Below are 13,448 nucleotides of genomic sequence, written 5' to 3' on the forward strand. Positions count from 1 at the left end.
AGCCATGAGCTGTTTTTAATTTTGAATAAAATACTGCTTTTATAACAAAGAGGGGCGATTTCGCTGCTCTTTTTATTTTGCAAAGGGGATGAGAACAATGGAAGATGCAATTTTCAATTCAATGATGCAGCAGGGAGCGTTCGCAGCATTATTCGTGTGGATGCTTTTTACTACGCAAAAAAAGAATGAACAGCGTGAAGAGCAGTATCAAAAGGTCATTGAAAAGAACCAGGTTGTAATTGAAGAACAAGCAAAAGCCTTTAGTTCATTAGCAAATGATGTATCAGATATCAAACAAAAAATTATGGGGAATGGTGATGTAAAATGAAAAAATCTATTAGAGTAGTAAGTTCAGTCACAATGGCTTCTATTATTCTATTAACATCTGTAGGAAGTGTTTTTGCAGATAGAGAAATGATTATTCCAGATTTACCAAAGCAAGGATATAGATATGGTGTCGGTGCATATGAGGGAGTAGTAGCGCATTCCACAGCGACACCAGAAGCTCCAGCTATTAATATTAGAAATTATGAAGCTAGAACATGGAGAAATGCTTTTGTGCATTATGCCACGGATTGGGATGAAAACATTCAAATTGCATCTACTAAATATCGTGCATGGGGTGCAGGTCCAGCAGCGAATGCTAGATTTGTTCATATTGAATTGTGTGAGACAAGCGATCCAGTGAAATTCAAACGTTCTTACGAACGATATGTAGAGTTGATTGGAGAAGTCTTGCGAGAACGAAATATTCATCCTTCTAAAGGATTATGGACACATAAGGATATTACTTATAAATTAGGTGGTACAGACCATGAAGATCCAATTGATTATCTTCGTAGTCATGGTGTATCAGAGGCTAAATTCCGAGCGGACGTATTAAAAGCTTATAACGGGAACTCTGTTACAGTGGATACTAAACCACAAAAACCAAATGAAGTACCTGGTACAGTAGAGGGGAATGGCGTTGCATATATCGAGGGATACAATGTAAATCTTCGTTCTGGACCATCAACAGATAATAGTGTTATTCGTAAACTACAAAAAGGACAGGCTTATAAAGTATGGGTTAAATTAGGGAACTGGTTAAATCTTGGTGGTAACCAATGGGTTTATTATGATTCCTCATACATCCGTTACAAAGGGAATGAAACTTCTACTATAACTGGTAAAAGGGTTATTTCTAAAGTGGAAAATTTACGTTTCTATGAAACTCCATCTTGGCAGGATAAAGATGTTGCTGGAGTAGTAGATAAAGGGCTGGGATTCATTATAAGCTCAAAAGTCACAGTGAATGGTTCACCGCAATACAAAGTACAGAATAGTAAAGGTAAAACATATTATATAACTGCAAGTGAATTATATGTATATGTGAAGTAATTGAAAAGGGGAAATAGTAAAGTAATTTTGATTATATAAAATGAATTTTAAAAGTTTATTTTGTACTCAAATCAACTGCATACATCTGGTTGATTTGAGTACAGTTTAATTAAAAATGTATTGTTGATTCCTCCATCCTTAAGATACAGAAGTTAATTCGTGTTCCGTAATAAATCTTTTTACGTATGTTTCAAAACATAAAGGAAGTTGAACATAGTTAGATAAAATATTAAATAAAGTATTATCTTTCATTTCTATGTCACATCCGTAATTTTTATCTGCTAAAATTCTATTTGTAGCTTTAGCTCTACCTAAGTTTAAATCTTTAATTAGTTCTTTTATATAGGAAAGAAAGAAATAGAGTTGGTATTTTCCTTTATAATTTTTCTGAGCATTTACAAGAGAAAATGTATTTGATTTCATTTTTTCTATGTCTTCTGGGTCTAAAAAATTATATTTTTCTCTTATTGAGTTAAAATCATTATGTATATCTATTTTAAGTAAAGTGACTTTAATAAGCTTTTTTACTTCATCGTCATCGATACTTGGTAAAGAAACCCCTGCATAAGAAGCAAACGTATCATCAAGACTATCTTGTTTGAATTCATATATTTTTTTTGTGTAATAAAGACATATATTTAATTCTTGAACAAAAGAATTAAATTCTTTTTCTCTAAGTAAATAATTTTCTAGTATTTTACTAATAGTTTCTTGATTAGTAACTTCAACTGTCAATTCAATAAAGTCTTTCAATACATCTGGATTTGCATATAAATTTTCTACTGAGTATACTGGTAGCTCATAAACTTTTTGATTATTTAAAGGTTCATCAAAATCACGATCTACAATAAACATGATTTTATTTAAGTTATAGCCTTGTTGTTTTTCGCACCTATTAAATATTTCAAGTACGTTATCTTTTCCGCCTACTTCATATATTTTTATATCTTTTCTTAAAATACTTTTTATTTTAGGTAAATAGCAAATTCTATCTTCATTTCCTTCACAAATGCAATAAAATTGATTACCTAAATTGTCATACTCGTGTAAAAATGCAAATTCTTTTACATATTCTTCTTCTTGTTTTTCAAAAAAATCATTCAAAAATGCTTCCATCAACATATCCCCCCTCTCTTTGAACTGTAGATCCAAAGGAAAGAGTATACTTTCTTAATTCTTTAGGAACAATAAAAGGTGAGTGTGTTACAGCCATCATAAAATTACATTTTTGTGATTGTAAAATATCATTCAATAATTTTTCTTGCCATTTTATTGAGAGAGAAAGTTCAGGTTCATCGAATAAAATAACAAAATCTTCTTTACCTGTTAAGTATAAACTAGCAAATAAAGAGACTATTTGTTTTTCGCCAGATGATAACGATTTTAACTGAATTTCTTTAGAGGAATCATATTTTGAAACTAAATTTATATGCACATTTTTTGCATCATAAATAAATTCTTTATCTTTAAAATATAAATTACATACTTTTATAAATAGGTTTATTTTTTCATCATGAATCTTGCTGGACTCATAAATTTTCAGATATTTCGTTATAAAATAAAGTATAAACTGTTCTTTGTCTGTTAACTCTTTCTTATCTAAAATAAGATCTAATTTTTCTAATGTTTTTTTCATAGAAAAAGGTAAGCTGTTTTCAGATCGTTGTAAAATTATTTCTAAATCTTCTCTTTTATTTTTTAAATCAATTGAATTATATTCATTAGATAAATTTGGTTCAGAAAGTAAATCTGTAAATAGGCTATCCATCACTTTCTGAACACCGTTTATAGTTTCTGTTTTAATTTGCTCAATAATGTTATTGAAGATTTTTTGTACATCTTGCATACCGAACTTAATGACACTTTTTCCTAAGTCCTTATCAATAAATTGTCCTACCTTATAAGCTTCCTCTTCAACTCTTCTATAAGTCGGAAAATAGAGTAACTCTCCTTTAAACTCGGAGTAAATGGGTTCGAAAAAATCTTTGAAGATAGGAAGGCTCATATAATTTTCATTTTCTAATTCCTTAAATAAATAATCTGCAAAAGGAGTCGCAACTCCTTGTGATTGAATATGCTCCATTCGTTCATAAATTAAATTGAATCTATTTTTAGTAAAACGCTGTTCAACTAAACGAGTCGATATCTTTAATTCTCTGGCTATATTTGCTAAAAACTCTTCGTCATAAAGAGATGAATGACTCGAAATAGTATAGTTGAATTCCCAGTCAGTGATTATATTATCTAAGTCATCTCTATATAAGCAATGAGTTTCTTCATTTATTTTAAATTTAATTAACTCAAAATCATATTCCTTTAAGCCTTCTGGGTTTTTATCTAAAATGCAGTTTAGAATACTTAAAACTGTAGATTTTCCAATGCCATTTTCCCCTATTAAAATTAATAAAGGTTTTTCAAAATTAAATTTAACATCTCTATCACCAAACAAACCTTTTATTTCGATAGAATACAAAATAACGCCTCCTTTTTAATACCTAATTCCTAAAGTTTAATACAAAAATATTATAAGTTAATTAAAGTGATAAAACATGGTGTCTTTTGTTGCGTGGAACTTTAAAATTTACTTTTAGATAATGCCTTTAATATAGGATTTATGATTTTACTTAACAAACGAAACCCTCTAAATATAGATTCAACAACCTTCAAACTATCTCCCTCCCTTAAATTAAGTTAATTATAACAAATTCTATTAATGCAAATTGAAATAATGTAAACGTATTAAAAAATAAGTAATAAAAAAGCCCTTCTCGAATGAGAGGGCTTTGCTATTTTATAAATCAAATTGAACTTGTTGACCATCAGTAATCATATCATATGACTTTTGCTGGTAAGTTGAACTTGTAATGAATTTGACATTAGTAATATCTTTTGGATCTCCATTGAAGAACAAACCTAGGACACGTTCTTGTTTAACTTTTCCAAAGTATTCAAAGGAAGTGTTTTTTTCTGTAATGAAATTGCGATTTGCTTCTAACTGTTCACCATTATTTAGTACTACCTTATCAAAATTAAGGAAGTTAATATTTTCATCTGAGGTATTTTCCACTGTGTAAATAACTTGAATATAATTTAGTTTTCCATCGTTAGTGGGTGTTGTTTGATAGACTTCTTTAGCCTCAGTTAACATTTGTTCTGGAAGGTCAGATAGTTGAAATAGCTTGATATTTTGAACAGTCATTTTAATTGGAGCTACATCAATAGTTTGATTAATTTCTTTAATTTTCATTAGCTCAATAACTCCGCCTTGAGCATTGTATTTTTGCTTTTCTCCAACTTTAGTTAGTAATGTTTTTTCGTTAGTTTTCGAATTGCTTTCTTTAATACCTTTTTGGTCTGAGGCAGTAGGCGCACTCTTTTCTTCTGTTTTTTCTTCTGAGCCACAAGCCACAAGTGCTAGGGAGAAAAATACAGAGACAAGTAATAATAGATACTTTTTCAAATTAGTTCCTCCTAAAATATATTGCGATATTAAGTATAACAGATATATGTCGATTTCATAGGATAAAATTAGATTTACAGGAAAAATATTCTTGAATATAGTTGACTTAAGTCAACTTAAGGTGTATAATAAGAGTATAAAGAACAGGAGGTGAACAAAGTGGATTGGATAATAATCTTAGGTGCTATAGCTACAACAGCAACGGTTTTCTCTCAAGTAACCGCAGGTGTTAAAAACATCGTAGATACATACTACAAGGTGAAAGAGGAAAAACAAAAGAGTCGCCCCGACCAAGGAAACGACTCAGAATAAGCACACAGGGGAGGGAAACCTCTCCTGCATTTAAGATTATATCACATTCCATATTATTATGAAAAAATTTATCTGGACGAATCTACCTGTAGTCATTGTTTTAGTGTTTATTGTATCTATTCTTGATTATGATAATTTAAACACTTGGGGTTATATCTGTATCGTTGGTACCATACTAGCGATAATTCTAATGGTAATCAACATGGCTATTTTGTATATAAAGGAGAAGAAAAATGTATAACTTTGAATCTAAGGAAGAACTAATACAATTCGTAAATGATGAAATTGTGAATACTTCAGAGGCATTGGAGATTTTGGAATGCTCGAGGCAGAATTTAAATAAGTTGGTGAAGTCCGGGACGTTAGTGCCGATTAAAGAAATGGTTCGAGATCGGTTGTTTTTTAAAGAGGATATTTTAAATAGGAAAGAACAGATGAGGAAGTAGTAGAGATTTTTTAGAAGTGAAAGAAGAGTTATCCTTTTTAGGATAACTTTTTTTAGGTATTATTTAATAGACGATATAAAAAAGTAAGGCAGTTAATTGTAAGTTAGGAAGGCTTAATTTTTGATTTTCAATATGTTATTATTTTGATATAAAAGACGGATAGGAGGGAGAATATTGGAAGTTCTCCAAAAGTTAAAGCGAAATAATGAATTTCCGGTTGTATTTATAGGTGCTGGTATATCAAAACGTTTTTTGAACAATTTTCCTGATTGGACTAGTCTGTTGGAAGAGTTTTGGAATGAATTAAAACTTGGGAATTTTTATGGTGAATTCAATAATATAAGAACAAAAATAGAAAAAGAAAATAGTGGTTATTCAGAAAAAGAAGTAGAGCACTATGCTAATATTAAAATGGGTTCTATTGTTGAAGAGAAATATAATGAATCGTTTAATAACGAATCGATTAAAATTGAAGGATTTTCAACAAAAGATGCATATTGTACAAAAATTTCACCGTTTAAAAAAGCAATTTCAGAAAGATTTAAAAAGTATCATTTAAAAGAAGAAATGTTAGAAGAGTATCAAACTTTTAAGAAGATGTTATTGAAAACTCAAATAGTTCTAACAACTAATTATGATAGTTTTATAGAAGATTCCTATAATAATGAAAGTGACTATGAAATAAAGAAGTATATAGGACAGAAGGGCTTCTTTGAAGAAACATACGGTTTTGCAGAGTTATATAAAATACATGGATGTATCGAAAAACCTGCTGATATTATTATTTCCGAGCAGGATTATACAAACTTTGAAAAGAATTCGGTGCTCATTAGTGCAAAAATCATTGCGATGATGATGAATTCACCAATTGTTTTTATGGGGTATTCTTTAACTGATATTAATGTAAGGAAAATAATTAAAGATTTTACCAGGTCGCTCTCAGAAAAAGAAATGCAACTATTGGAAGAGAGACTAGTTTTAATAGAGAGAAAAGAAAATGAAGATGGATTTATTGAAGAAGTAATAAATGATAAGGATTTGGGATGCAAATTAAAAATAATAAAGACTGATAACTTTAAAGAAATCTTCCGTATCATAAGTTCAATCAATCAAGGTATAGCTCCTACTGAAGTGAGAAAATATCAACACGTAATTAAAAAGTTAATAATAGACAGGGGGAAGAAAGGGGCATTACATACAGTTTTACTATCTCCTGAAGAACTAGATAAATTAGAGGGGAATATATTAACAAAAAATATTACTGTTGCTCTGGGAGATGCAAAATACATATTTCAAATACCCGATGTTATTACTTATACATTAGACTATATTTCAGATATAGATGAGATAAGTACTGAGATAAGAATGAGATTTGCGGCTAATCAGCAGGGAAGATTCCCAATCCAAAAAATATCAGATGGGTTAATTATTGAAAAGAGTAGTCTTCATCCGTCAGAAAAGGAAAAACTAAAACAAAAAATAAAAGAAGCTTCAAAATTTGAAAAACACTATAAAACAATAGTTAATTCAGCAGTAATTAAAATAGATGATACAAGTGTGCATAACATTACACATCAAGATGCCAAGAAAGGAAAGGTTTACGAAACACTTTCATATCATATCAAAGGATTAAAATTAGAGGAATTAAAAGAGTTTTTAATTTCAGAGCTACAGGATTTAAAAGAAAAAGGGGAAATCAAAATATCTACAGAGCTTAGAAGGCTGGTTTTATTGTATGACATACTTGTATACAGCAAAAAGGATAACGCCTAACCACAGTGTGTGATTGCCATTATCCCTCTGCTCTTGCATAAATATGATATGTATATGTTAAACTATTTAGAACTTGATGGCAATAACTTTTTTAGTGTAGTAAATATAATAAAAACGTGTTTGAAATAAAGTGGGGGTTTTGTGTGTAGAGGTTTTGAGAGATACTTGAAAAGTAGATATAAATAAACAATATATTTGAAATCTGCTATGAAATATAGTCACCCACAAACCCACCCACATTTCACCCACAAAATTAAAAAAAGTGATGAATCACTATGAAACATCACTTTTATAAAACCTTGATAAATCAACGTTTTTAGCGCAATTTAAAACTTGATAAATCCAGAGGATATATTCCGCACACAAGTTCACCAATGGGAACGCGATCAATATATGTCTCTATACTAAGAGAGAAAAAAGCCCTGATACTACGGTATCAGGGCTTTTTTCTTTTTTATAAAGTTAACTTCAAGTGGCGCAAAATGAAAAGAAACCACAAAACAGCCACTAAAAATCTTCAGTATAAGAGTATCTTAATAATAGGGATGGTAATTTCAATAAACCTTTATTAGAATCGGTTCTTTTTTCAATAAATTGCTAGCGCTAAAAATTTAATAATTTTTTACTGCTTGTACAACGCGACCAATGATTTTTACATCTTCAGCTGAAAGGTCGTAAGTCTGTGGTTCATGGATAGGATGATTACTCAATGGTATTAAAGTAATGATGCTTCCAGATTTTGAGATTTTTTTCACAGTTGCATCATAACCATTGACTTTTACAACAGCAATTTGCCCATTCTCAACATAAGGAGTTTCTTCTACCAGAACATAAGAACCATCAGGGAATTCGAGATTCATGCTAGTGCCTTTTACAGTAAGATAAAAATACTTTTTACGCTTATTTAAAAATGTACTTAGCATTGGTAAATAACCCTCGATATTTTCTTCGGCGAATATAGGTGTACCGGCTGCGACAGAACCAATGATTGGGATATGGATAATGTTTGATTGGTCGTTTTGAATGGTTTCATAAATAGAAACTTCTTCTTTAACTGTATTATCCCCTTTAGTTGTGAGCACCTCTAAATCATCAGTAGTGATCCCTAATCCCTTACAAACTTTTATTACATTATCAACAGATGCTTTACCGATTCCTCTTGATAACATTGATTGCAGTGTTGTGGGAGGGAGCCCGATTTTTTCTGCGAAAGCTCTTTTGCTATATCCAGCTTCTTTTATTAAGCGTGTTACAATCTTTGCTTTTTCCATAAACTTCACCATCCTTCTTATAAAATGTATACGATATTGAGTATGTTTGTTACTATCATAACTTAGCTGAATTTATAAGTAAATAGTGTTTTGTACGATATTGAGTGTATTTTCCTATTATATCATTGACTTTGTACGGAAATGCGTATATATTAAAGTGGAAATAAACGCAATTTCGTATAAAAATTAAGGAGGTGAGCTAATGTATCCGAATCTGCGTGCAGAGATGGCGAGAAAAGGGATTGTAATTACCCAAATCTCTTCGCATCTGAATCTTCGCTACGCAACAGTGTGCGACAAAATTAATGGTAAATTTCGTTTTTATTATGATGAGGCTCTTGAAATTAAGGAAACCTTTTTTCCTGATCATAATTTAGAATATCTTTTTGAATTTGAAGAAAACAAGCCGAATTGTAGTGTGAAAAGAAACCCTACTTTTTTGGAACATAAAATATTGAATTTTTAACTCAATAACGAAATTATTAAGCAAAGCTTTATTGGAGAGTTAAGGAAATATTTTATATTAAATCACATAATTTGAATGTTGAGGATTGGTTAATGTCCAAGAAAATTGGTAAATAATAACGCTTGATGCAAGGGTATGTAAATGTAAGGAAGGTAATTGAAAATTAAAGATGAGGAGGAGATCAGAATGGATCACTTAACCGAAGTATTAGTACATAGTGAACTAGTATTTGAAGTTAATGGTGAGGTAGTAACGGATAGTTTGGTAATTGCGAAAACGTTCGGGAAAGATCATTACTACGTTTTGGAGGATATTGTAAAAATATTGTATATGCGGGTGAAGAATTTGCGCAAGGAAATTCTTACGAGTCCACTTATATCAATTCACAGGGTGAGCGCATGTCTAAATACAATTTAACTGAAGAAGCTTTCGTATTACTTGCTATGGGGTATAACTCTAGAGAAGCTGTGCAAACGAAAATTAAATTTATTGAAGAGTTCAAACGGATGAGGAGGTATATACAAAGTCAGAACAAAATACCAAAGGATGCTATGGGAGTCCTAAAGTTAACGTTTGCAGCTTTAGAAGGACATACGCAAGAAATACAAGAGATTAAGACTGAAGTGAAGGGGTTACGAGAAAACGCTCCGCTATACGCCATTGAATGTGACGAAATAACAAAGGCTGTAAAAAGGTTAGGTTTTTTGTTATTGGGGGGTAAAAATTCGAATTCTTATCAGGATAACAGTCTTAGAAAAAAGCTGTATAGCGATATTTATAGTCAATTACATCGAGAGTTTGGTGTGAATAGTTATAAAGCTATTAAACGTAATCATTTGGATAGAGCTATACAAATAATTAATGAAGAATATTCAATTCCAACAGTTTTAAATGAAGAAATTAAAGTTAAAAACTCACAAATAAATATGGCAGAATTTCAATAGGAGGAAGAAACATGCAACGGAAAATTTTAGTGATTACTGGCAATTTAGTAGGTCTACCAACTGTCAGTGAATTTAAAACAAAAGATGCCGCAAAACAGCAGATTAAAAAGCTTATCCAAAAAGGAATAAGTCCAAATGTTATTCGTATAACACAAGAAATTTCTATGAATATCGAAATTCAAGTTGATGTTGAATTTGAGGAATAAGAAAGATTTAGGAGAAAAAATATGGATAGCATGATGGATTTAAATGAGTACATAAAAAAAGAATCCGTTGCAGCGGATTTTATAAAAAAATATCTCTGAATAAGTATAACATTGAATATCGATTTTGAGAATTTATGAGGTGACTAGTATGGGGATTATTCGAGTGAAAAAAGATAGTAATTATTCCGTCATAAATAATACTGGTTTAAAAGATAAAAGGTTGTCATGGAAGGCAAAAGGAATTTTGGCTTATACACTTACACTACCAGATGATTGGACTTTTCATATTAGTGAATTAGCTCAACATGCAAAGGATGGAGAAGATTCATTACGTACAGGTTTTAAAGAACTAAAAGAATTAGGGTATGTAAAGCGTTATCCCGTTCGTGATGAACATACAAAAAAAATTAAAAGATGGGATACGGAAATTTATGAAACACCACAAAAGAGAATTCCACAAGTGGAAAAGCAAGATGTAGGAAAGCCATATGAGGAAAATCCGACACTACTAAATATCAATAAACTAAATACTAAAATACAAAATACTAATCATGATGATAAGGATAAATTAGAATCTCATATATTATTCGGTAGAGAGTTTAAAAAAAATTATAATTTTTTAAAAGAGAGAGGCATTCCGTTAAGTGAAATTGCATTTACGGAGTTAGGCGATTTTTGTGATTTGTTTAGTAGTGAGTTAATTCAGTATGCAACTAATAAAGCTATTGATGAGAATGCACCAAGATGGAACTACGTTAAAGCTATATTGAGTAATTGGAAGGAGCAAAAAGTTAAAACATTTGCTGATGTGACCGCGCTAGATAGACGTTTCAAAATGAGTAAGAATAAGAAATTTAATGAATCAGGTAGAAATTATTCGACTAGAAAAGAGCTTGTCCCAGATTGGTTATATAAAGATGACGAACACACGAATCAAGAAGTGGAAAGAAAACCCGCGCAGTACACTGAGGAAGAGCGTGAGAGATTAAAAGAGGTATTAAATAAATATAAGTCTTAAGAAAAGATAAAATGGTCGACGACTTTGGTGTTTAAAAATGTATTATCTTAATGCTAAGATTAAATGATTATATTCTTCAAAAATGTTTGATGTATATTAAACATCTTTGAAGATATTCGTGAATGTTTGGAGCAAGTATTAACAATTTGTGATTTCTGTTTGATTATTAATGTCTTACAAGGATTGTTCGAAGGGTGTTTTTCATTATCTATTCAGGAGTTAATTACAGTATTGGAATTCTAAAGAGAAAATGAATTTATAAATAGTAGGAAATGGTTGTGTTTATTAAATGAAAGATGTTCTACAAATAACAAAGATTGAAAAAGCCAATAAGGATATAAGTTTTATTAAATTAGTAGTATTTAAATTTACAAAAAGGAAGTAGGTGAATCGTCAGATGTTTGAATGGCTCAAAGATTATAAGAAGTTAGAAGAAGAAATCGCTTATTTAGAATACAACTTAGACAAATCAAAAGCGGAATTAAAGCGCTGGACTAGTGGGGACTTGCAAAATGTACGATTAACCGCTGAGTCGGAAGGGGCTAAGGTAGAAGACCGGATTGAAGCAATTGAATATGAATTAGCTCATAAGATGAATGAAGAATTTGATTTAAAGCTTTTGATGAATAAGTTTGCAGGACTGGATCATCAAATACTTAAAATGAAATATGTTGATGGAATGACCTTAGAACAAATAGCATTTGAATTGCATTATAGTACAGGCTATATTCGACGCAAACACGCTGAAATAAGAAAAATTGTCAAGTTTTTAGATGGATTTTAATGTTACCTTTTTGTAGGGTACATGCGGTGTACAGAAAGTATTGAAAAAGTGATTTATAGTAGTAATATAAGATTTCGACGAAAGAGCAACTATTTTTATGGTTGCTCTTTTTGTTGTGAAAGAAGGTGAGCAACATGAAGTAATTTTATAGATTAATGGGTATTTGGCTGATAACCATATGTAGTGAGGTAGTAGTTTTTTAGACAAAAATAATAGGAAAATAAGGAGATGTTTAGTAATGAGTATATTAGCTGCTTCAGTTAAAACAAAGAATCTGCCACAACAAGTGTTACGTTGGCAATCAATGGTAGAAAGTGAATGTGCTGCACAAGGTGTTTCGGAATTAGTTCCTTACGTACTTGGAATTATTATGGTGGAAAGTGGAGGGAACTCTGAAACAACACCGGATATTATGCAGTCAAGTGAATCACAAGGATGGGCAATGAATACAATCAAGAATCCTAAAGATTCAGTGTATTACGGAGTAAAGCATTTAAAAGGAGCTTTTGATGATGCAAAGAAAAATGGTATTACAGATTTAAGTGCCATTGTTCAATCATATAATTTTGGACGAGCTTATCTTCGCTGGTTAGCTTCTAACAATAAACAACATTCATTACCGGTGGCAGATCTGTATTCTAAGACGGTTGTTGCGCCATCACTTGGAAATACAACTGGTGCTATGGTTAAATATAGTCATCCTATCGCAGTTGCGTACAATGGTGGTTATCGATATAAAAATGGCGGTAATTTTTTCTACGCTGAAATTGTTAAACAATATGTAGATTTTAATGCAGGCGGTGTTCCACAACCAGAAGGAATTGGGTTCGCGAAGTCAATATACTGGGAAGGCTATGGTATTAACTATCATGATAGACCACATGGCAACTATCAGGGAAACTTTACAACAGCAGCAGAAGTATTATACTGGGGTGCGTACTGGGGAGAAGATAATGATGTGTGGTTAGATTTAGGTAGAAGCCGTTGGGTAAAAGCGGAGCATTATTATTGGAGACCTTTCAAAGCAATATCAAAATACCCAGAAGGATATGGAGTAAACTTTTACGATGGAATTAACGGTTCATATAAAGGCCGTATCACTTCAAAAGAACCCCTTACAGTATTCTTCCGTAAAGAAGGCTGGATTGATATTGGTGGGAATAGTTGGGCACCTGAGGAACACTTTGATATTGTAGATATTCGATAAAAAAACAACTCTACCAAGAGTTGTTTTTTATACGTAAACTGTAATGTAGGAAAGAAGAATTAGTCATATAAAATAATAGTTTTTCAAGAGTCTTTGGTAATCTTAATAATATTTAACTTATGGTTAAAAGAATAATATTTTGATGGTAGATAACAATGGAGAAATTCTCTGTTTTGTTCGT

Annotated in this window: 14 protein-coding genes and 1 pseudogene; 11 read left to right on the forward strand and 4 right to left on the reverse strand. The window is 31.1% G+C overall.

All coding sequences use genetic code 11. From position 1 onward, the window contains the following. Window positions 1-97 precede the first annotated feature (97 nt). On the forward strand, window positions 98-328 hold the full coding sequence (locus tag A6J74_RS26395) for a BhlA/UviB family holin-like peptide (protein WP_080609702.1): 231 nt from the start codon (window positions 98-100) through the stop codon (window positions 326-328). After that, complete coding sequence (locus A6J74_RS26400; RefSeq protein ID WP_080609705.1) at window positions 325-1,380, forward strand: N-acetylmuramoyl-L-alanine amidase; 1,056 nt, start codon at window positions 325-327, stop codon at window positions 1,378-1,380. The genes A6J74_RS26395 and A6J74_RS26400 overlap by 4 nt, the downstream gene beginning before the upstream one ends. A 138-nt stretch (window positions 1,381-1,518) precedes the next feature. On the opposite strand, the gene A6J74_RS26405 is transcribed toward A6J74_RS26400, so the two are convergent. The 3 genes from A6J74_RS26405 to A6J74_RS26415 all read right to left on the reverse strand — a co-directional run bounded on the left by A6J74_RS26405 (window position 1,519) and on the right by A6J74_RS26415 (window position 4,840). Beyond that, window positions 1,519-2,496, reverse strand: a complete 978-nt coding sequence (locus tag A6J74_RS26405; protein ID WP_255410452.1) for a DUF4435 domain-containing protein — start codon at window positions 2,494-2,496, stop codon at window positions 1,519-1,521. Further along, complete coding sequence (locus A6J74_RS26410; RefSeq protein WP_098155538.1) at window positions 2,477-3,853, reverse strand: AAA family ATPase; 1,377 nt, start codon at window positions 3,851-3,853, stop codon at window positions 2,477-2,479. The genes A6J74_RS26405 and A6J74_RS26410 overlap by 20 nt, the downstream gene beginning before the upstream one ends. Before the next feature lie 318 nt (window positions 3,854-4,171). Continuing rightward, a complete protein-coding gene (locus tag A6J74_RS26415) occupies window positions 4,172-4,840 on the reverse strand; it encodes a hypothetical protein (protein WP_080609710.1) in 669 nt (222 codons plus the stop codon). A gap of 159 nt (window positions 4,841-4,999) precedes the next feature. On the opposite strand from A6J74_RS26415, the gene A6J74_RS30150 reads away from it, so the two are divergent. From A6J74_RS30150 to A6J74_RS26430, 3 genes are all read left to right on the forward strand, one after another. After that, window positions 5,000-5,152 carry a hypothetical protein gene (locus A6J74_RS30150; protein WP_000383803.1) on the forward strand — a complete coding sequence of 51 codons (153 nt, stop codon included), beginning with the start codon at window positions 5,000-5,002 and terminating at the stop codon, window positions 5,150-5,152. A 233-nt stretch (window positions 5,153-5,385) separates the two neighbouring features. Further along, window positions 5,386-5,598 (forward strand): DNA-binding protein, encoded by a 213-nt coding sequence (locus A6J74_RS26425; protein WP_080609713.1) that lies wholly within the window; start codon window positions 5,386-5,388, stop codon window positions 5,596-5,598. A gap of 174 nt (window positions 5,599-5,772) precedes the next feature. Further along, window positions 5,773-7,371: an SIR2 family protein gene (locus tag A6J74_RS26430; RefSeq protein WP_098155535.1), complete on the forward strand. Its 1,599-nt coding sequence runs from the start codon at window positions 5,773-5,775 to the stop codon at window positions 7,369-7,371. Window positions 7,372-7,982: 611 nt separating this feature from the next. Here the strand turns inward: A6J74_RS26430 and A6J74_RS26435 are convergent. Next, window positions 7,983-8,642, reverse strand: a complete 660-nt coding sequence (locus A6J74_RS26435) for a LexA family protein (protein ID WP_002104824.1) — start codon at window positions 8,640-8,642, stop codon at window positions 7,983-7,985. Window positions 8,643-8,844: 202 nt separating this feature from the next. Between A6J74_RS26435 and A6J74_RS26440 the strand changes: the two genes are divergently transcribed. The 6 genes and pseudogenes from A6J74_RS26440 (at window position 8,845) to A6J74_RS26465 (ending at window position 13,267) form a co-directional block, all read left to right on the forward strand. Then, on the forward strand, window positions 8,845-9,108 hold the full coding sequence (locus A6J74_RS26440; RefSeq protein ID WP_000283429.1) for a helix-turn-helix domain-containing protein: 264 nt from the start codon (window positions 8,845-8,847) through the stop codon (window positions 9,106-9,108). A 186-nt stretch (window positions 9,109-9,294) separates the two neighbouring features. After that, window positions 9,295-10,052, forward strand: a pseudogene (locus A6J74_RS26445) (ORF6C domain-containing protein). 11 nt (window positions 10,053-10,063) lie between these two features. Continuing rightward, window positions 10,064-10,258, forward strand: coding sequence for a hypothetical protein (locus A6J74_RS26450; protein WP_001189063.1), 195 nt, complete (start codon window positions 10,064-10,066; stop codon window positions 10,256-10,258). Window positions 10,259-10,406: 148 nt separating this feature from the next. Continuing rightward, the gene (locus A6J74_RS26455; protein WP_000511428.1) at window positions 10,407-11,276 is read left to right on the forward strand and encodes a DnaD domain protein; all 870 of its coding nucleotides are present in this window, start codon (window positions 10,407-10,409) and stop codon (window positions 11,274-11,276) included. A gap of 397 nt (window positions 11,277-11,673) precedes the next feature. Then, window positions 11,674-12,060, forward strand: coding sequence for a hypothetical protein (locus A6J74_RS26460; protein WP_000464429.1), 387 nt, complete (start codon window positions 11,674-11,676; stop codon window positions 12,058-12,060). 238 nt (window positions 12,061-12,298) lie between these two features. Then, the gene (locus A6J74_RS26465) at window positions 12,299-13,267 is read left to right on the forward strand and encodes a lysozyme family protein (RefSeq protein WP_000025073.1); all 969 of its coding nucleotides are present in this window, start codon (window positions 12,299-12,301) and stop codon (window positions 13,265-13,267) included. The last annotated feature ends 181 nt before the right edge of the window (window positions 13,268-13,448 follow it).

The organism is Bacillus sp. FDAARGOS_235, from assembly GCF_002073415.2.
GTDB lineage: Bacteria > Bacillota > Bacilli > Bacillales > Bacillaceae_G > Bacillus_A > Bacillus_A toyonensis.